This window comes from Pseudomonas sp. MPDS, assembly GCF_013283895.1.
GTDB classification, from domain to species: domain Bacteria; phylum Pseudomonadota; class Gammaproteobacteria; order Pseudomonadales; family Pseudomonadaceae; genus Aquipseudomonas; species Aquipseudomonas rhizophila.
In genome coordinates this window covers 5,619,738-5,640,386 of the sequence record NZ_CP054128.1, presented here as the reverse complement: position 1 = coordinate 5,640,386, position 20,649 = coordinate 5,619,738, and the positions used below count along the sequence as shown (strand labels likewise).

Annotated in this window: 8 protein-coding genes, 2 tRNA genes and 3 rRNA genes; 10 read left to right on the top strand and 3 right to left on the bottom strand. The window is 57.8% G+C overall.

All coding sequences use genetic code 11. The annotated features are described in order from the left end of the window. Positions 1–82: 82 nt before the first annotated feature. The 3 genes from HQ912_RS25110 to HQ912_RS25100 all read right to left on the bottom strand — a co-directional run bounded on the left by HQ912_RS25110 (position 83) and on the right by HQ912_RS25100 (position 2,374). Positions 83–664: an IMPACT family protein gene (locus tag HQ912_RS25110; protein ID WP_076386466.1), complete on the bottom strand. Its 582-nt coding sequence runs from the start codon at positions 662–664 to the stop codon at positions 83–85. A 7-nt stretch (positions 665–671) separates the two neighbouring features. Further along, positions 672–1,322 (bottom strand): TetR/AcrR family transcriptional regulator, encoded by a 651-nt coding sequence (locus HQ912_RS25105; protein ID WP_047227433.1) that lies wholly within the window; start codon positions 1,320–1,322, stop codon positions 672–674. Between the two features lie 131 nt (positions 1,323–1,453). Beyond that, the gene (locus HQ912_RS25100; RefSeq protein WP_047227434.1) at positions 1,454–2,374 is read right to left on the bottom strand and encodes a LysR family transcriptional regulator; all 921 of its coding nucleotides are present in this window, start codon (positions 2,372–2,374) and stop codon (positions 1,454–1,456) included. Positions 2,375–2,496: 122 nt separating this feature from the next. Here HQ912_RS25100 and HQ912_RS25095 point away from each other — a divergent pair, with 122 nt between their 5' ends. The 10 genes from HQ912_RS25095 to recD all read left to right on the top strand — a co-directional run bounded on the left by HQ912_RS25095 (position 2,497) and on the right by recD (position 20,613). Then, positions 2,497–3,846 (top strand): aspartate aminotransferase family protein, encoded by a 1,350-nt coding sequence (locus tag HQ912_RS25095; RefSeq protein WP_076386464.1) that lies wholly within the window; start codon positions 2,497–2,499, stop codon positions 3,844–3,846. Between the two features lie 72 nt (positions 3,847–3,918). Further along, positions 3,919–5,412 (top strand): CoA-acylating methylmalonate-semialdehyde dehydrogenase, encoded by a 1,494-nt coding sequence (locus HQ912_RS25090; RefSeq protein ID WP_047227436.1) that lies wholly within the window; start codon positions 3,919–3,921, stop codon positions 5,410–5,412. Between the two features lie 627 nt (positions 5,413–6,039). Then, positions 6,040–7,576 (top strand): 16S ribosomal RNA (locus HQ912_RS25085). Positions 7,577–7,641: 65 nt separating this feature from the next. Then, a tRNA-Ile gene (locus HQ912_RS25080) sits at positions 7,642–7,718 on the top strand. Between the two features lie 27 nt (positions 7,719–7,745). Further along, positions 7,746–7,821 (top strand) — tRNA-Ala (locus HQ912_RS25075). A 248-nt stretch (positions 7,822–8,069) separates the two neighbouring features. Continuing rightward, positions 8,070–10,961 (top strand): 23S ribosomal RNA (locus HQ912_RS25070). Positions 10,962–11,111: 150 nt separating this feature from the next. Then, positions 11,112–11,227 (top strand): 5S ribosomal RNA (gene rrf / locus HQ912_RS25065). The 16S, 23S and 5S rRNA genes sit together here with 2 tRNA genes alongside, the layout of an rRNA operon. A gap of 154 nt (positions 11,228–11,381) precedes the next feature. Next, positions 11,382–14,834 carry an exodeoxyribonuclease V subunit gamma gene (recC, locus tag HQ912_RS25060; protein ID WP_076386462.1) on the top strand — a complete coding sequence of 1,151 codons (3,453 nt, stop codon included), beginning with the start codon at positions 11,382–11,384 and terminating at the stop codon, positions 14,832–14,834. Continuing rightward, positions 14,831–18,520, top strand: a complete 3,690-nt coding sequence (gene recB, locus HQ912_RS25055) for an exodeoxyribonuclease V subunit beta (protein WP_173407418.1) — start codon at positions 14,831–14,833, stop codon at positions 18,518–18,520. Before recC ends, recB begins: the two co-directional genes overlap by 4 nt. Further along, positions 18,517–20,613, top strand: a complete 2,097-nt coding sequence (gene recD, locus HQ912_RS25050) for an exodeoxyribonuclease V subunit alpha (RefSeq protein WP_173407417.1) — start codon at positions 18,517–18,519, stop codon at positions 20,611–20,613. The genes recB and recD overlap by 4 nt, the downstream gene beginning before the upstream one ends. Positions 20,614–20,649: the final 36 nt, after the last annotated feature.

Sequence of the window (20,649 nt, the reverse complement as noted above, 5' to 3'; positions counted from 1 at the left end):
GTTATCCACAGTCGGGTGCACAGTGGATGTGGGCAAGTCGCACGATGGCGTTTGCCCTGAAAAGTCGCAGACCCCCTCGCGCTCAACGGGCCAGCAGAATCCGTCCACGGCTCAGGTCGGCCAATTGCTTTTGCAATGTTTCGATCTGCGCTTCACCCACGGCCACCTGCAAGTCCACGCCATTGGCTGTAAAGCTCTCGGTGTTCACCAATCCGCCGCATTCGGCGACCCGCAGTTTCACCAGGGCCAGTTCCGCGAAACCGCAGGTGCAGCGCAGCGCCACACGGCTGATCAACTCAACCTTCTCGGCGTTTTGCAGGCATTTGTTCGCGCCCCCGCCATAGGCCCGGGCCAAGCCTCCGGTGCCCAACTGGATTCCACCGTACCAACGGATCACCAGCACCACGACCTGATCGCAAGCCTGGGCTTCGATGGCCGCCAGGATCGGCCGCCCGGCGGTGCCACCCGGTTCGCCGTCGTCGTTGCTGCGGTATTGGTCGCCGAGTTTCCAGGCCCAGCAGTTGTGTGTGGCGTTCAGATCGCTGTGCTGCTCTATAAAGGCCACTGCGTCGGCAGGGCTGGTGATAGGGGCGGCGAGGGTGATGAAGCGGCTTTTGCGAATCTCTTCGCGGTATTCACAAAAGCCGGTGAGGGTAAAAGGCATGAGGGTCTTAAAAGGTTGGTTTCAGGCCGCAGCCCTTGAGAATGATGCGGATCAGGTTGTCGCCGGCATCGATCATGTCCTGCTTGGTCAGCTTGCTGCGACCGGTCACGCGGCAGATCTGGGTGGCGAAGTCGGCGTAATGCTGAGTACTTCCCCACAATAGAAAGATCAGGTGCACGGGGTCGATCGGGTCCATCTTGCCGGCATCGATCCAGGCCTGGAACACTGCCGCGCGGCCGTTGAACCAGGTGCGATAATCCTGGTTGAAATATTCAGTCAGGCATTCACCACCGCTGATCACCTCCATGGCGAAAAGCCGGGACGCCTGGGGATGGCGGCGGGAAAACTCCATTTTGGCGCGGATGTAGCGGGTCAGGGCTTCGGCCGGATCATCCTCGGCGGTGAGGGTATTAAAGGTGCTATCCCACAACTCGATGATGTTGCTCAGCACCGCCACGTACAACCCAAGCTTGTTGGTGAAGTAATAATGCAGGTTCGCCTTGGGCAGCCCGGCCTTCAAGGCAATGGCATTCATGCTGGTGCCTTTGAACCCGTGACGGGCGAATTCATCTTCGGCGGCCTTGAGGATGGTCTCTTCGTTTTTTTGACGAATGCGGCTGGTGGGCTTGCCACCGTGGGCAGGGACTTCAAAGGTCATGGGCGTTTCCGGGCTGGGTCTGTGGGGCAAGCAAATGCGTTGATAGCGCACCGGCAGCGATCCGACAAGTGCCATCATGCTAAAAGCCTTTCGCTGGGGGCAGGCTAACCCAGCCAATGTCGGACCAAGGGTTAGCGGGTTGCCGCCAGGCTCTGGAGAAAGCTCTCCAGCACCAGATGAGGCCGACGCCCCTTGCGCGTGACTGACGCCAGGCTCAAATCATAGAAACGGGCCGTGGGTTTGAGGGCGCGCAACCGTCCCTGCTGGACCCACAGGCTGGCGTAATGATCCGGCAGGTAACCGATGTAGCGCCCTGTAAGAATCAGGAACGCCATGCCTTCGCGGTCCGATGCACTGGCAGTGCAATTGAGTGCCTGGTAGTGGGCCTGGATCTCGGCGGGCAGGCGGAAGGTCGGTGCGATGGCATCCTGGCTGTTGAGGCGAGCGTCGTCCAGTTGTTGGTCATCCACATAAAACAACGGATGCCCGACCGCGCAATACAACAGCGAACGTTCGCTGTAGAGCGGTTGATACTCCAGCCCGGAAAGGGCACTGGCCTGGGGCACCACGCCGACATGCAATCGGCCGTCGAGTACGCCTTGCTCGACTTCGTTGGGAGCGATCATGCGAATCTGAATCTGCACGTCTGGACCGCGTTCCTTCAATTGGGCCAGGGCATGGGTGATGCGCATGTGGGGCAGGGTGACGAGATTATCGGTCAGGCCAATGATCAATTCGCCGCGCAAATGTTGATGCAGGCCGTTGACTTCGGTGCGAAAGCTTTCCAGTGCACTTAATAGTTGCAACGCTGATTGATAGACCTCGCGGCCTTCCTCCGTCAGGGAAAAGCCCGCCCGTCCGCGCTGGCACAACCGTAGGCCAAGACGCTGCTCAAGGTCGCTCATCTGCTGGCTGATGGCGGAGCGACCGATCCCAAGCACCGTCTCCGCTGCGGAGAATCCACCGCACTCCACCACGCTGCGAAAAATGCGCAACAGACGAATATCAAAGTCGCTGACCTGGGCCAGTGGATCGGGACGACGCGCGCTCATAGTTTAGTGATCTGCTGACTGAAGGTTAGAAAAGTTGGATTTCATCGACTTTATCGCCGTGGCAAGTTAGCTGCAAGAACGCCTTTGGATCCCTGTCGCTTCTCTCCTGCGAGGTTCTGTCGATGAACATGCCCGAACATGCTGCCGGCTCCCTGGCCAGCCAGCTCAAGCTTGATGCCCACTGGATGCCTTACACCGCCAACCGCAACTTCCAGCGCGATCCACGTCTGATCGTCGCCGCCGAAGGCAGTTGGCTGGTGGATGACAAAGGGCGCAAGGTCTACGACTCGCTGTCGGGCCTGTGGACGTGCGGCGCCGGGCACACCCGCAAGGAAATCCAGGAAGCAGTCGCCAAACAGCTGGGCACCCTCGACTACTCGCCGGGCTTCCAGTACGGCCACCCGCTGTCGTTCCAGCTGGCAGAAAAAATCACCAGCCTGACACCGGGCAACCTCAACCATGTGTTTTTCACCGACTCCGGTTCCGAGTGTGCCGATACCGCGGTGAAAATGGTCCGCGCCTACTGGCGTCTCAAGGGCCAGGCGACCAAGACCAAGATGATCGGCCGTGCTCGTGGTTACCATGGCGTGAATATCGCCGGTACCAGCCTCGGCGGCGTCAGCGGCAACCGCAAGTTGTTCGGCCAGGCGATGATGGACGTCGATCACTTGCCCCACACGCTGCTGGCAAGCAATGCCTATTCCCGTGGCATGCCAAAAGAGGGTGGTATCGCCTTGGCCGATGAGCTGTTGAAGCTGATCGAACTGCACGATGCCTCCAACATCGCCGCGGTGTTTGTTGAACCGATGGCCGGCTCCGCTGGCGTACTGGTGCCGCCTGAGGGTTATCTCAAGCGCCTGCGGGAAATCTGCGATCAGCACAGCATCTTGTTGGTGTTCGACGAGGTCATCACCGGGTTCGGCCGTACCGGTTCGATGTTCGGTGCCGATAGTTTCGGCGTAACCCCGGATCTCATGTGCATTGCCAAGCAGGTTACCAATGGCGCGATCCCCATGGGCGCGGTGATTGCCAGCTCCGAGATCTACCAGACGTTCATGAACCAGCCGACGCCTGAGTACGCAGTGGAATTCCCCCATGGCTACACCTATTCGGCGCATCCGGTGGCATGCGCGGCAGGCTTGGCGGCACTGGATCTGCTGCAAAAGGAAAACCTTGTGCAGAGCGTGGCCGAGGTGGCTCCGCATTTCGAGAAGGCCTTGCATGGCCTGAAGGGGGCGAAGAACATCATCGACATCCGCAACTATGGCCTGGCCGGGGCAATCCAGATTGCGCCCCGCGATGGCGACGCGATCGTGCGCCCGTTCGAGGCTGGCATGGCGTTGTGGAAAAAGGGGTTCTACGTGCGTTTCGGCGGTGACACTCTGCAATTCGGGCCAACGTTCAACAGCAAGCCACAGGATCTGGATCGCTTGTTCGATGCGGTCGGTGAAGTGCTGAACAAACTCGACTGACGCGTCCCTCTATATAGCTTTCAATACGGGCGTCCGGCAGCGGGCGCCTGCGGATAACATTCTGGAGTCCCCATGAGCCTCATTGCGCATTTGATCAATGGCGAACTGTTGAGCGACAGCGCTCGTACCGCCGACGTGTTCAACCCTTCCACCGGCCAGGCGATTCATCAGGTGCCTTTGGCCGATCGTGCGACGGTCCAGCAGGCTATCGACGCCGCCAAGGCGGCTTTCCCTGCCTGGCGCAACACACCGGCGGCCAAACGAGCGCAGGTAATGTTCCGGTTCAAGCAGTTGTTGGAGCAGAACGAGTCGCGCATCGCCCAGTTGATCAGCGAAGAGCACGGCAAGACCCTGGAAGACGCGGCTGGAGAGCTTAAGCGCGGGATCGAGAACGTCGAATTCGCCTGTGCGGCACCGGAAATTCTGAAGGGCGAATACAGCCGTAACGTAGGACCGAACATCGACGCGTGGTCAGACTTCCAGCCCTTGGGCGTGGTGGCGGGCATCACGCCATTCAACTTCCCGGCGATGGTGCCGCTGTGGATGTACCCGCTGGCGATCGTTTGTGGCAACTGCTTCATCCTCAAACCGTCCGAGCGTGACCCTAGTTCGACGTTGCTGATCGCCCAATTGCTTCTGGAAGCCGGGCTGCCCAAAGGCGTGTTGAGCGTGGTGCATGGCGACAAAGCTGCAGTGGACGCACTGATCGAAGCGCCGGAGGTGAAGGCGCTGAGTTTTGTCGGCTCCACGCCGATTGCCGAATACATCTATGCCGAAGGCGCCCGGCGCGGCAAACGCGTGCAGGCACTGGGTGGGGCGAAGAACCATGCGGTCTTGATGCCGGATGCGGATCTGGATAACGCCGTCAGTGCGCTGATGGGGGCGGCCTACGGTTCGTGCGGCGAACGCTGCATGGCAATCTCCGTGGCGGTGTGTGTGGGCGATCAGGTGGCGGATGCGCTGGTCGCCAAGCTGGTGCCGCAGATCCAGTCACTGAAAATCGGCGCGGGTACGTCGTGCGGACTGGACATGGGGCCATTGGTGACCGGTCAGCATCGCGACAAGGTCAGCGGCTATATAGAAGATGGCGTATCGGCGGGTGCGTCGCTGGTTGTCGATGGTCGCGGTTTGAGCGTGGCCGGGCATGAGGAGGGGTTCTTCCTGGGCGGCTGCCTGTTTGATCGCGTGACGCCTGAGATGCGCATCTATAAAGAAGAGATTTTCGGGCCGGTGCTGTGCATCGTCCGGGTCAACAGCCTGGAAGAGGCGATGCAACTGATCAACGATCACGAGTATGGCAACGGCACATGCATCTTTACCCGTGATGGTGAGGCGGCGCGGTTGTTCTGCGATGAAATCGAAGTCGGCATGGTAGGCGTCAACGTTCCTTTGCCGGTGCCCGTGGCCTACCACAGCTTCGGTGGGTGGAAGCGTTCGCTGTTTGGCGATCTGCATGCCTATGGTCCGGACGGGGTGCGCTTCTATACCCGTCGCAAGGCCATTACCCAGCGTTGGCCGCAGCGTGCCAGCCACGAGGCGTCACAGTTCGCCTTCCCGAGCTTGTAAGCGGTAGGTGGGTGAAGAGGCCGGTGTCTTTGGACACCGGCCTCTGTGTTTGCGGGGCTTTTGGCTGTTGTGACAGAAATATGAAAATAGGTGTTGACGGCAAATCCTGGAAGTCTATAATTCGCCCCACTTCCGGCGCAGTCGAAACGAAAAACTCCTTGAGTTTCAATGAGTTAAACGATTTTCGGCAGCGCAGGGCTTCAGGTCATCGAAGCTTGGGAAGCAGTTAGTGGGGCGGTTTTTCTGGCTCCGTTAACGATTCGATCTTCTCGATCGAAAGCGTCAAAAAGAGGTGTTGACAGCAGCGAGTAACGCTGTAGAATTCGCCTCCCGCTAACGAGAGATCGGAAGCGCAAGTGGTTGAAGTTGCAGAGGAAACTTTGAAAACTTCTTAAAATAACCGCTTGACAGATACGCCGGGCGCTGTAGAATGCGCGCCTCGGTTGAGACGAAAGGCTCAACCCACCGCTCTTTAACAACTGAATCAAGCAATTCGTGTGGGTGCTTGTGGAGTCAGACTGCTAGTCAACAGATTATCAGCATCACAAGTTACTCCGCGAGAAATCAAAGATGTAACCAACGATTGCTGAGCCAAGTTTAGGGTTTTCTCAAAACCCAAAGATGTTTGAACTGAAGAGTTTGATCATGGCTCAGATTGAACGCTGGCGGCAGGCCTAACACATGCAAGTCGAGCGGTAGAGAGGTGCTTGCACCTCTTGAGAGCGGCGGACGGGTGAGTAAAGCCTAGGAATCTGCCTGGTAGTGGGGGATAACGCTCGGAAACGGACGCTAATACCGCATACGTCCTACGGGAGAAAGCAGGGGACCTTCGGGCCTTGCGCTATCAGATGAGCCTAGGTCGGATTAGCTAGTTGGTGAGGTAATGGCTCACCAAGGCGACGATCCGTAACTGGTCTGAGAGGATGATCAGTCACACTGGAACTGAGACACGGTCCAGACTCCTACGGGAGGCAGCAGTGGGGAATATTGGACAATGGGCGAAAGCCTGATCCAGCCATGCCGCGTGTGTGAAGAAGGTCTTCGGATTGTAAAGCACTTTAAGTTGGGAGGAAGGGCATTAACCTAATACGTTAGTGTTTTGACGTTACCGACAGAATAAGCACCGGCTAACTCTGTGCCAGCAGCCGCGGTAATACAGAGGGTGCAAGCGTTAATCGGAATTACTGGGCGTAAAGCGCGCGTAGGTGGTTCGTTAAGTTGGATGTGAAATCCCCGGGCTCAACCTGGGAACTGCATTCAAAACTGTCGAGCTAGAGTATGGTAGAGGGTGGTGGAATTTCCTGTGTAGCGGTGAAATGCGTAGATATAGGAAGGAACACCAGTGGCGAAGGCGACCACCTGGACTGATACTGACACTGAGGTGCGAAAGCGTGGGGAGCAAACAGGATTAGATACCCTGGTAGTCCACGCCGTAAACGATGTCAACTAGCCGTTGGGAGCCTTGAGCTCTTAGTGGCGCAGCTAACGCATTAAGTTGACCGCCTGGGGAGTACGGCCGCAAGGTTAAAACTCAAATGAATTGACGGGGGCCCGCACAAGCGGTGGAGCATGTGGTTTAATTCGAAGCAACGCGAAGAACCTTACCAGGCCTTGACATCCAATGAACTTTCCAGAGATGGATTGGTGCCTTCGGGAACATTGAGACAGGTGCTGCATGGCTGTCGTCAGCTCGTGTCGTGAGATGTTGGGTTAAGTCCCGTAACGAGCGCAACCCTTGTCCTTAGTTACCAGCACGTAATGGTGGGCACTCTAAGGAGACTGCCGGTGACAAACCGGAGGAAGGTGGGGATGACGTCAAGTCATCATGGCCCTTACGGCCTGGGCTACACACGTGCTACAATGGTCGGTACAGAGGGTTGCCAAGCCGCGAGGTGGAGCTAATCCCACAAAACCGATCGTAGTCCGGATCGCAGTCTGCAACTCGACTGCGTGAAGTCGGAATCGCTAGTAATCGCGAATCAGAATGTCGCGGTGAATACGTTCCCGGGCCTTGTACACACCGCCCGTCACACCATGGGAGTGGGTTGCACCAGAAGTAGCTAGTCTAACCTTCGGGGGGACGGTTACCACGGTGTGATTCATGACTGGGGTGAAGTCGTAACAAGGTAGCCGTAGGGGAACCTGCGGCTGGATCACCTCCTTAATCGACGACCGCAGCTGCTTCATGAGCTCCCACACGAATTGCTTGATTCATTGAAGAAGACGATTGGGTCTGTAGCTCAGTTGGTTAGAGCGCACCCCTGATAAGGGTGAGGTCGGCAGTTCGAATCTGCCCAGACCCACCAATTTCATGGTGTTCCCTGTAGCGATACGGGGCCATAGCTCAGCTGGGAGAGCGCCTGCCTTGCACGCAGGAGGTCAGCGGTTCGATCCCGCTTGGCTCCACCATTACAGATTGGCACCAACGTTTAAAGCTTAGAAATGAGCATTCCACCAAGACGGTGCTGAATGTTGATTTCTAGTCTTTTGATTAGATCGTTCTTTAAAAATTTGGGTATGTGATAGAAAGATAGACTGGACGTTACTTTCACTGGTAACGGATCAGGCTAAGGTAAAATTTGTGAGTTGCTCTTAGAGCATGCGAATTTTCGGCGAATGTCGTCTTCACAGTATAACCAGATTGCTTGGGGTTATATGGTCAAGTGAAGAAGCGCATACGGTGGATGCCTTGGCAGTCAGAGGCGATGAAAGACGTGGTAGCCTGCGAAAAGCTTCGGGGAGTCGGCAAACAGACTTTGATCCGGAGATGTCTGAATGGGGGAACCCAGCCATCATAAGATGGTTATCTTGTACTGAATACATAGGTGCAAGAGGCGAACCAGGGGAACTGAAACATCTAAGTACCCTGAGGAAAAGAAATCAACCGAGATTCCCTTAGTAGTGGCGAGCGAACGGGGACTAGCCCTTAAGTGGCTTTGAGATTAGCGGAACGCTCTGGAAAGTGCGGCCATAGTGGGTGATAGCCCTGTACGCGAAAATCTCTTAGTCATGAAATCGAGTAGGACGGAGCACGAGAAACTTTGTCTGAATATGGGGGGACCATCCTCCAAGGCTAAATACTACTGACTGACCGATAGTGAACTAGTACCGTGAGGGAAAGGCGAAAAGAACCCCGGAGAGGGGAGTGAAATAGATCCTGAAACCGTATGCGTACAAGCAGTGGGAGCCCACTTTGTTGGGTGACTGCGTACCTTTTGTATAATGGGTCAGCGACTTATTTTCAGTGGCGAGCTTAACCGAATAGGGGAGGCGTAGCGAAAGCGAGTCTTAATAGGGCGTCTAGTCGCTGGGAATAGACCCGAAACCGGGCGATCTATCCATGGGCAGGTTGAAGGTTGGGTAACACTAACTGGAGGACCGAACCGACTACCGTTGAAAAGTTAGCGGATGACCTGTGGATCGGAGTGAAAGGCTAATCAAGCTCGGAGATAGCTGGTTCTCCTCGAAAGCTATTTAGGTAGCGCCTCATGTATCACTGTAGGGGGTAGAGCACTGTTTCGGCTAGGGGGTCATCCCGACTTACCAAACCGATGCAAACTCCGAATACCTACAAGTGCCGAGCATGGGAGACACACGGCGGGTGCTAACGTCCGTCGTGAAAAGGGAAACAACCCAGACCGTCAGCTAAGGTCCCAAAGTTATGGTTAAGTGGGAAACGATGTGGGAAGGCTTAGACAGCTAGGAGGTTGGCTTAGAAGCAGCCACCCTTTAAAGAAAGCGTAATAGCTCACTAGTCGAGTCGGCCTGCGCGGAAGATGTAACGGGGCTCAAACCATACACCGAAGCTACGGGTATCACTTAGGTGATGCGGTAGAGGAGCGTTCTGTAAGCCTGTGAAGGTGAGTTGAGAAGCTTGCTGGAGGTATCAGAAGTGCGAATGCTGACATGAGTAACGACAATGGGTGTGAAAAACACCCACGCCGAAAGACCAAGGTTTCCTGCGCAACGTTAATCGACGCAGGGTTAGTCGGTCCCTAAGGCGAGGCTGAAAAGCGTAGTCGATGGAAAACAGGTTAATATTCCTGTACTTCTGGTTATTGCGATGGAGGGACGGAGAAGGCTAGGCCAGCTTGGCGTTGGTTGTCCAAGTTTAAGGTGGTAGGCTGGAATCTTAGGTAAATCCGGGATTCTAAGGCCGAGAGCTGATGACGAGTTACCCTTTGGGTGACGAAGTGGTTGATGCCATGCTTCCAAGAAAAGCTTCTAAGCTTCAGGTAACCAGGAACCGTACCCCAAACCGACACAGGTGGTTGGGTAGAGAATACCAAGGCGCTTGAGAGAACTCGGGTGAAGGAACTAGGCAAAATGGCACCGTAACTTCGGGAGAAGGTGCGCCGGTGAGGGTGAAGCACTTGCTGCGTAAGCCCACGCCGGTCGAAGATACCAGGCCGCTGCGACTGTTTATTAAAAACACAGCACTCTGCAAACACGAAAGTGGACGTATAGGGTGTGACGCCTGCCCGGTGCCGGAAGGTTAATTGATGGGGTTAGCTAACGCGAAGCTCTTGATCGAAGCCCCGGTAAACGGCGGCCGTAACTATAACGGTCCTAAGGTAGCGAAATTCCTTGTCGGGTAAGTTCCGACCTGCACGAATGGCGTAACGATGGCGGCGCTGTCTCCACCCGAGACTCAGTGAAATTGAAATCGCTGTGAAGATGCAGTGTATCCGCGGCTAGACGGAAAGACCCCGTGAACCTTTACTATAGCTTTGCACTGGACTTTGAATTTGCTTGTGTAGGATAGGTGGGAGGCTTTGAAGCGTGGACGCCAGTTCGCGTGGAGCCATCCTTGAAATACCACCCTGGCAACTTTGAGGTTCTAACTCAGGTCCGTTATCCGGATCGAGGACAGTGTATGGTGGGTAGTTTGACTGGGGCGGTCTCCTCCTAAAGAGTAACGGAGGAGTACGAAGGTGCGCTCAGACCGGTCGGAAATCGGTCGTAGAGTATAAAGGCAAAAGCGCGCTTGACTGCGAGACAGACACGTCGAGCAGGTACGAAAGTAGGTCTTAGTGATCCGGTGGTTCTGTATGGAAGGGCCATCGCTCAACGGATAAAAGGTACTCCGGGGATAACAGGCTGATACCGCCCAAGAGTTCATATCGACGGCGGTGTTTGGCACCTCGATGTCGGCTCATCACATCCTGGGGCTGAAGCCGGTCCCAAGGGTATGGCTGTTCGCCATTTAAAGTGGTACGCGAGCTGGGTTTAGAACGTCGTGAGACAGTTCGGTCCCTATCTGCCGTGGACGTTTGAGATTTGAGAGGGGCTGCTCCTAGTACGAGAGGACCGGAGTGGACGAACCTCTGGTGTTCCGGTTGTCACGCCAGTGGCATTGCCGGGTAGCTATGTTCGGAAAAGATAACCGCTGAAAGCATCTAAGCGGGAAACTTGCCTCAAGATGAGATCTCACTGGGACCTTGAGTCCCCTGAAGGGCCGTCGAAGACTACGACGTTGATAGGTGGGGTGTGTAAGCGCTGTGAGGCGTTGAGCTAACCCATACTAATTGCCCGTGAGGCTTGACCATATAACACCCAAGCAATTTGCTGACCCGATACAGGGCACCAGATTGCGGTGTGTGAAGACGCTATGAACCGAAAGTTCGCACAACACACAAACCTATCGCATACCCATTCGCTGGAACGTGACCGCAAGGCACGCGCTGGCTACCGAATTTCTTGACGACCATAGAGCATTGGAACCACCTGATCCCATCCCGAACTCAGTAGTGAAACGATGCATCGCCGATGGTAGTGTGGGGTTTCCCCATGTGAGAGTAGGTCATCGTCAAGATTAAATTCCGAAACCCCTATCTGCTGATGCAGGTAGGGGTTTTGTTTTGCCCGCAGGAAAGTTCTTACGACAAGCACGGACACCTCCCGGCTGTCACAGCCCCCCGACAGTGCTAAGGTTCGGCCCTAGCTTTTGCATTTTCAAGGATGCCTTTATGCCGGACGCGACGTCCTTAAGCCCTGCTTTCATGGTGGTCCACGGGAATCGCCTGGATGAGTTGCGCAGCCTGGTGATCAGCTTGATGCGGCGCTACCCGCTGGGGCCTCTTGAAAATGAAATCGCGCTGGTTCAAAGCAATGGCATCGCCCAATGGTTGAAGCTGGCATTGGCTGAGGATCCGGAAGATGACGATACCGGTGGCTGCGGTATCGCCGCCGCCATTGATGTGCAGTTGCCCGGCAGTTTCATGTGGCAACTCTATCGAACGGTCCTGGGACGTGACGAAATTCCGGCCAAGTCGTTGCTTGATAAGGCTCCACTTACATGGCGGCTGATGCGCCTTCTGCCACAGTTGATCGAGCAGCCCCATTTCGAGCCCCTGCGGCGTTTCCTTACCCACGACACCGACTTGCGCAAGCGTTATCAGTTGTCCGAGCGTCTTGCCGATCTGTTTGACCAATACCAGGTGTACCGGGCGGATTGGCTGGAGGACTGGGCGGAAGGTCGGCACCAGACAAGAAATGTCCGGGGCGAAATCAAGCCGCTCGCGCCAGAAAACTGTTGGCAGGCCGAACTGTGGCGGGCCCTTTTGATGGATGTAGGGGAGCAAGGCATGGCCCAAAGCCGTGCTGGGGTTCATCAACGGTACATCGAGCGTATCAACAGTTTGGAAGTGGCTCCCAGGAACCTGCCCGCGCGGGTGATAGTGTTCGGCATTTCTTCTCTGCCGGCCCAAGTCCTTGAAGCACTTGCCGGTCTGTCACGGTTTAGCCAGGTTCTGCTGTGCGTTCATAACCCATGTCGCCACCATTGGGCGGACATCGTGGCCGACAAAGACCTGCTACGCCACCAATACAAACGGCAGGCCCGCAAGGCCGGAATGCCCGTTGTCCTCGACCCGCAGACCTTGCACCAGCATGCTCATCCATTATTGGCAGCGTGGGGCAAGCAGGGGCGTGACTATATCAACCTGCTCGACAGCTACGACGACCCCAACAGTTATCGCTCGGTATTTCGCGATGGACGGATCGACCTGTTCAGCGAGGGGAATCCCACGACCCTTCTCGGCCAACTGCAGGATGACATTCTCGAGCTGCGCCCCCTGAACGAAACCCGGGAACACTGGCCAGCGGTGGATACGGAGCAGGACGGGTCTATCCGTTTCCATGTAGCCCACAGTGCTCAGCGCGAGGTTGAAATCCTCCACGATCAGCTGCTGGCCCGCTTTAGTGCGGATCCGAGCCTGCGCCCCCGGGATATCATCGTCATGGTCCCGGACATCGACAGCTACGCACCGCATATACGCGCTGTGTTCGGTCAGCTTGAAAGAACTGATCCCCGTTTCATTCCTTTCACCCTCACTGATCAGGGCCAGCGTGGACGTGATCCGTTATTGATCGCTGTCGAACACTTGCTCAAGCTGCCGGATAGCCGCTTTCCGGTCAGCGAAATCCTCGATCTGCTCGATGTTCCGGCGTTGCGTGAGCGGTTCGGTATCGATGAAGCTGACTTGCCTACGCTGCACCGCTGGATCGAGGGTGCCGGTATCCGCTGGGGCATGAGTGCCGAACATCGTGCCGGACTGGGATTACCCGCGGAGCTTGAGCAGAACAGCTGGCGTTTCGGTCTTCGGCGCATGCTGCTGGGGTATGCCGTCGGCAGCGCGGGCGCTTATGACGGCATCGAACCCTATGATGAAATTGGTGGCCTGGATGCGGCGTTGATCGGTCCTCTGGTTGCGTTGCTGGATGCTTTGCAAGTCGCTCATCAGGAACTCACCCGGCCTGCATCACCGCAAGAATGGGGCTCGCGCCTGCATGATCTGATGCAACTGTTTTTCCAGGCGAGCAACGAACATGACGACTATCTGCTGGCCCAACTCGAAGACTTGCGTGAAACCTGGCTGGAGACCTGTGAGTCGGTTGCCTTGCAGGATGAGTTGCCCCTGACTGTTGTCCGTGAGGCCTGGTTGGCAGGGTTGGATCAGGGCCGACTGTCCCAGCGTTTCCTGGCCGGAGCGGTCAACTTCTGCACCCTGATGCCGATGCGCGCGATTCCTTTCAAACTGGTGTGTCTGCTGGGTATGAACGATGGTGATTACCCGCGAGCACAACCGCCCCTGGATTTCGATCTCATGGGCAGCGACTATCGCCCCGGGGATCGTTCCCGACGCGAAGATGATCGATATCTGTTATTGGAGGCACTGCTTTCAGCCCGGGAAAAGCTCTATATCAGTTGGGTCGGACGCAGCATCCGCGACAACAGCGACCGTCCTGCTTCAGTATTGGTCGGCCAACTGCGGGATCATCTCGCCAGCGGTTGGCGGTTGGCGGATGACCGCGGGGACCTTCTTGAGGCGTTGACCCAGGAACATCCGCTGCAACCGTTCAGTGCTCGTTATTTTCATCAAGGCAGTGCATTGTTCAGTTACGCCAGTGAATGGCGAATGCTCCACGGTGCCCACGAACACGCCGCCCAAAGCCAGGTGCTGGAACCCTATGTTCAGGAAGAGCCCTTGGGCCTTGGGCAACTGCAGGACTTTCTGCGCAATCCCGTCCGGCACTTCTTCAGTCAACGACTCAAAATATTCTTCGAGGCCATCGAGGCCCCTTTGGCAGATGACGAACCCTTCGTTCTCGATGCGCTGCAACGCTACAGCCTGAGCGACAGCTTGCTGGAGGCCGCCCTGGTTCGCCTCGATCAACCGGATCTGGCACTGGCCACTCATGCCAAAAGACTGCAGAACAGCGGCCTGTTACCGATGGCCGGTTTCGGTGAATGCATGCAACGTGAATTGATCGAACCCTTGCCTGATTTGCTCCAGCGTTACCAGCAGCTTCTGGCGTTATGGCCCACGCCGTTGACCAGTGCCTTGCCTGTCAGCTTGCAATTGCATGGCGTGAGCGTCGAGGGCTGGCTGAGTGGCCTGCACCAGCGTGCTGATGGAGCGGTTCTCACCATCAGCGCGATACCCAACGGTATTGGCTCCCCCAAGACCCGTAAATGGCATCGTCTGATTCGTCCTTGGGTCAATCATCTTGTTGCGTGCGCTAACGGCTTTTCGATGACGACGGCACTGGTGGCCAGTGATGACAGCTTGCTGCTGGCTCCTTTTGAAGAGCCCGTGGCACGACGGTTGCTCGGCGATCTATTGCAAGCCTGGCAGGCGGGTATGCGTCAGCCGCTTCCCGTCGCCGTGAAGACCGCCTTCGCCTGGCTCGGCCAGAGCGATCCAGCCAAAGCCGATGCGGCTGCTCGAAAAGCCTACGAAGGCGACGGGCAGAACTCTGAGGGTGAGCGGCGGGAAAGTCCGGCGTTGGCCCGGCAGTTTGCTGACTTCGATGCCTTGACGGCCGACGAGACATTCCCCGACTGGTGCGATGCTCTTTACCGGCCACTGCTCGAAGCACCATGGCGTTCATTGGCCGGCGAGGAGGTAAGCTCATGACTCGCCAGCCTCCACTCGCCCTGGCCTTCCCGCTACGTGGCAGTCAATTGATCGAGGCCAGCGCCGGTACCGGCAAGACCTTTACCATTTCGGCGTTGTACCTGCGTCTGGTACTGGGGCATGGCGGCCCGGCTACCGGCTTTGGTCGCGAACTGCTTCCTCCGCAGATCCTGGTGGTGACCTTTACGGACGCTGCCACCAAGGAGTTGCGTGAACGTATCCGCATGCGTCTGGCCCAGGCGGCGCGCTTCTTTCGTGATGAAATTGCCGCCCCGGATTCGCTGATCGCCGAGTTGCGGGATGAGTTCGATGCAACGCAGTGGTCTGGCTGTGCGAACCGGTTGGACATCGCTGCGCAATGGATGGATGAAGCAGCAGTGTCGACCATCCATAGCTGGTGTCAGCGCATGCTGCGTGAACATGCTTTTGACAGCGGTAGCCTGTTTACCCAGACCCTGGAAACCGATCACAGCGACTTGCTCGGCGAAGTGCTGCGCGACTATTGGCGGCTGTTCTGCTACTCGATGCAAGGCGAGGCGCTGAATTGGGTGCGGACACATTGGGGCGGGCCCGCTGCGCTGCTGCCGCGAGTCAGAGGACTGTTTTCCAGCGAACGCGATGCTGCTGAGGGGCTTGAACCGGCCGAACTGATCGCCGCATCGCTTCAGGAGCGCAGCGCCGCCTTGCTCGATCTCAAGGCGCCGTGGCGGCAATGGGCCGTGGAGCTGCTGGAGATCTGTCAGCAAGGTGTCGCCAACAAAAGCGTCGACGGGCGCAAGATGCAGGCCCGGTACTTCGAACCGTGGTTCCAGAAAATCAATGCCTGGGTGGAGGACGAAAGCCTTGAGCTGTTGGACATCGGCAGCGGATTCACACGCCTGACCCCCGAGGGCATGGCCGAGGCCTGGAAAGGCGAAGTGCCCAGTCATCCCGGGCTGGACGCCATGTCTGGTCTCAAGGCCAGCCTGGAGGCCTTGCCCACCCCCGATGCCGCGGTGCTGCAACATGCCGCGCAATGGGTGGGGGCACGTTTTGAGGCGGAGAAACGGCGCCGTGCGGAGATGGGTTTCGACGATATGCTGCTGCGTCTGGACGCGGCCCTTCAGGCCGAGGGCGGAGAGCGGCTGGCGAGCTTGATCCGCGAACAGTTTCCGGTGGCGCTGATCGATGAGTTCCAGGACACCGACCCGATTCAATATCGCATCTTCGAAAGCATCTACCACATCGCTGAAAGCAACCCCGACACCGGGCTGTTCCTGATCGGAGACCCGAAGCAGGCCATTTACGCTTTTCGCGGCGCTGACATCTATACCTACCTGCGCGCCCGCGAAGCCACCGCCGGCAGGCTGCATACGCTGGGAACAAACTTCCGTTCCAGCCACGCCATGGTCAGTGCGGTGAACCATATTTTCCAGAACGCCGAATCTCGCCCTGAAGGGCGCGGTGCTTTTCTGTTTCGTGAACCGTCGGGCAAGAACCCGGTGCCGTTCCAGCCCGTTGAGTCCCAAGGGCGCAAGGAGTCCTTGCAAGTCAACGGGCTACCCGTTGCCGCAATGAATATCTGGCACCTGTCTTCTGATCAGCCGCTTTCCGGGGCGGTGTATCGGAAGCACATGGCGGCGGCTTGTGCCAGTGAGATCACGGCGTTGCTCAATGGCGGCCAATCGGGGCGCGATGGCTTTACGGTCGATGAAAAGACGCTCCAGGGATTACGCCCGGCGGATATCGCCATCCTGGTGCGTGACGGCAAAGAAGCTCAGGCCGTGCGCGACGAGCTGTCCGCGCGGGGAGTGCGCAGTGTCTATCTGTCCGACAAAGACTCGGTCTTCGCTTCACAGGAAGCGCGGGACCTGCTGATCTGGCTCAGGGCCTGCGCCGAGCCGGATGTCGAGCGGCCACTGCGGGCAGCGCTGGCCAGCATCACGCTGAATCTTGCGCTGACGGAGCTGGAACGTCTCAATCAGGATGAGCTGGCCTGGGAGCGTCGGGTCATGCAGTTCCGGGGCTATCGTACGGTCTGGCGTACCCAGGGCGTGTTGCCCATGCTGCGTCGCCTGCTACATGATTTCGAGCTGCCCCAGGCCTTGATGACGCGCAGCGACGGCGAGCGGGTGCTGACCAATTTGCTGCATCTTTGCGAGCTGTTGCAACAGGCCGCCGGTGAGCTGGATGGCGAGCAAGCTTTGATTCGGCATCTGTCCGAGCACTTGGCGCTGTCCGGGCAGGCTGGTGAAGAACAGATCCTGCGCCTGGAAAGCGATGAGCAACTGGTCAAGGTGGTCACGATTCACAAGTCCAAGGGACTTGAATATCCACTGGTGTTTTTGCCCTTCATCTGTTCGACGAAACCGGTGGATGGCAGTCGGTTGCCTTTGCATTACCACGATGAAGCCTGCAAGGCACAGATCAGCCTCAAGCCTACCGCCGAGTTGATCGCCAAGGCCGATGACGAGCGTCTGGCCGAGGATCTGCGGCTTCTCTACGTGGCCCTGACCCGCGCACAACACGCTTGCTGGCTGGGTGTGGCTGATCTCAAGCGGGGCAATAACAACAGCTCGATCCTGCACTTGTCCGCATTGGGCTATCTGTTGGGCGGTGGTGTACCGTTAGTCGAGTCGGTGGAGTTGAGGCGCTGGCTGGAGGACCTGCAGCAAGGCAGCGCAATGGTCAGCTATCAGGAGATGCCCCAGGCCACCGACGAGCATTACCGGCCGCCACGCAACGAAGCGGTATTGCTTGAACCTTTGATACCCGTACGCAAAGCCAGCGAAAACTGGTGGATCGCCTCCTACAGCGCCTTGCGTATCGGGGAAAGCCTGAGTGCGGGCAGCAATGATGCGCCGGAGAACCCGCAGGCTCAGAAGCTGTTCGACGATGAGCGGCTTGACCCCGATGCCCCAAGGGAAATTGTTGCCGTGGGTGGCGATATTCACCGCTTCCCTCGCGGCCCTGGTCCCGGCACATTCCTTCATGGCCTGCTGGAGTGGGCCGCTGGCGAAGGATTTGAAGCTACGCCAACCGCCATTGAGGATGCCATAGCCCGGCGCTGCAATCGTCGAGGTTGGAAAGGCTGGATCGCTACCCTGGTTGACTGGCTGCAACACCTGATCAAACTGCCTATGCACATAGGTGGTGACCAGGCGCCGGTGGTGCTCGAGAACCTGTCCCGGTTTCAGGTCGAGATGGAGTTCTGGTTTGCCAGCCACAAGGTCGATGTGCTCAAGCTCGACCAACTGGTTTGCCAATTTACCCATGGCGGTGTCGCTCGCGTGGCCGCTGAGCCGGTGTTGCTCAACGGGATGTTCAAGGGCTTCATCGATTTGACGTTCGAGCACGAGGGCCGGTATTACGTGGCCGATTACAAGTCCAACTGGCTGGGTGTCGATGACATGGCCTACACCGAGCAGGCCATGGAACAGTCAATCCTCGACAATCGCTACGACCTGCAATACGTGTTGTACCTGTTGGCCCTGCACCGTCAGCTCAAGGCGCGCCTGCCCGACTATGACTACGATCGGCATGTCGGCGGGGCGTTGTATCTGTTCCTGCGCGGTACCCGCTCAGCCAGTCAAGGCGTTTACTTCACCAAGCCTCCACGGGTGCTGATCGAGCAACTGGACCGCATGTTCCAAGGGGTTTGCGAGCCAAAGGCTGAACCGGCATGGGAACAGGGGGAGCTGCTATGAAACGTTCTTTTGCCGATCTGTTACCCAAATCGTCTGATGACGAGAGCCTGATGGATCTGGCGCCGCTGAGCCGTGCGGATGACTTGCTGCTGTTGCTCACCCGCTGGGTCGAGCGAGGATGGTTGCGCGCCCTGGACAAGGCATTCGTCGCCTTCCTCCATGAGCTCGCGCCTGAAGATGATCCGTTGGTGCTGCTTGCTGCGGCGCTCACCAGCCATCAGTTGGGTCACGGGCATGTCTGCCTGGATCTGTTCGAAACGCTCAAGGAGCCGGATTTCGCCCTGTCACTGCCGCCTGAAGGCGACTCGCAAACGGGGGTAGAGTTGTTGCCCTCGCAAATACTACGGACCCTCGATGGGGCTCACTGGTGCAAGGTCCTGGCTTCCAGTGCTCTGGTGGCCTTGGCCGTCGATGAGCATGAAGAAGCGCGGCAGCGCCCTTTGGTGTTATCAGGTAAGCGGCTTTATCTGCGTCGTTATTGGGCTTATGAGCGGCGGATCGATGAGGCGTTGCGACAACGGCTTGCCGAACATGAAGCGGCACCTGATGATCTTCGCGAGCGTTTGAACGGGTTGTTCGGGCCGGCCAACGCCGCTGGCCCGATCGATTGGCAAAAACTGGCCTGTGCGCTGGCGACCCGTGGAGCCTTCAGTATCATCACTGGCGGCCCGGGTACCGGCAAGACCACCACGGTTGTGCGCTTGCTCGCCTTGCTTCAGGCGCCCGCTGTCGAGGCAGGCAAACCGCTGCGGATCCGCCTGGCCGCGCCCACAGGCAAGGCGGCGGCGCGTCTGACCGAGTCCATCAGCCAGCAGGTTCGCACCCTCGATGTGGTTGACGCCGTGCGCGAGCGCATTCCTTGCGATGTCACCACGGTCCATCGCTTGTTGGGCAGTCGGCCTGGCACCCGACATTTTCGCCATCATGGGGGCAATCGCTTGCCACTGGATGTGTTGGTGATCGATGAAGCCTCCATGATCGATCTGGAGATGATGGCCAATCTGCTGGATGCGCTGCCGACTCATGCGCGACTGGTATTACTGGGTGATAAGGACCAACTGGCTTCTGTTGAGGCCGGTGCGGTACTGGGGGACCTGTGTCGGGACGCCGAGGAGGGTTGGTACAGCCCCCGGACCCTTGCCTGGCTGGAGTCGGTCAGCGGTGAAAACCTGGCGGCCAGTGATCTGCGGCAAGACCTCGATGGCACTCATGCCTTGGCCCAGCAAGTGGTCATGCTCAGGCATTCGCGGCGCTTCGGTGAGGGCAGTGGGATCGGTCAACTGGCGCGTCGGGTCAACCAGCAGCAACCGGAACAGGCCCGTCAACTGCTACTCGAAGGCAAGTTCAGCGACCTGTTTTCCCTGGCGCTGAGGGGCGAACACGATGGGGCGCTGGAGCGCTTGTTACTCGACGGCAAGGCAGAAGGGCCGAAGGGTTATCGGCATTACTTGAGCCTGTTGCGTCAGCGCCGCCCGGCCATATCCCGACCGCTTGAGGACAGCTGCTGGACCGATTGGGCTCGGGAAGTCCTGTCGGCTTTCGACGAGTTCCAGCTGCTTTGTGCCGTACGCAAAGGCCCGTGGGGCGTCGCGGGGTTGAACCAGCGCATCACCGCCGCACTGCTCAAGGCCCAGCTTATCGACAGCGATCATCAATGGTACGAAGGGCGCCCGGTTCTGATGACCCGCAACGACTACGGGTTGGGCCTGATGAATGGCGATATCGGTATCGCGCTCAAACTGCCCGAGCGTGATGGGCCGGACGCCGGCAAGCAGGTTCTGCGGGTGGCGTTCCCTCGTAACGATGGCCAGGGCGGTGTGCGTTTTGTACTGCCCAGTCGCCTGAACGATGTAGAAACTGTCTTTGCCATGACGGTGCACAAATCCCAAGGTTCGGAGTTCGCCCATACGGCTTTGATTCTTCCGGATGCGCTGAACCCGGTGCTGACGAAAGAATTGGTGTACACCGCCATTACTCGGGGCAAGCACTGGTTCAGTCTGATTGAGCCGCGAGCGGGCGTCTTTGAAGAGGCGGTTCAGCGCAAGGTCAAGCGCTTGAGCGGGTTGATGCTGGCGCTGGAAGGAGCTGTCTGAGCGATCGACTTTCGCGATTCAGTGTCCAGGGCGGCT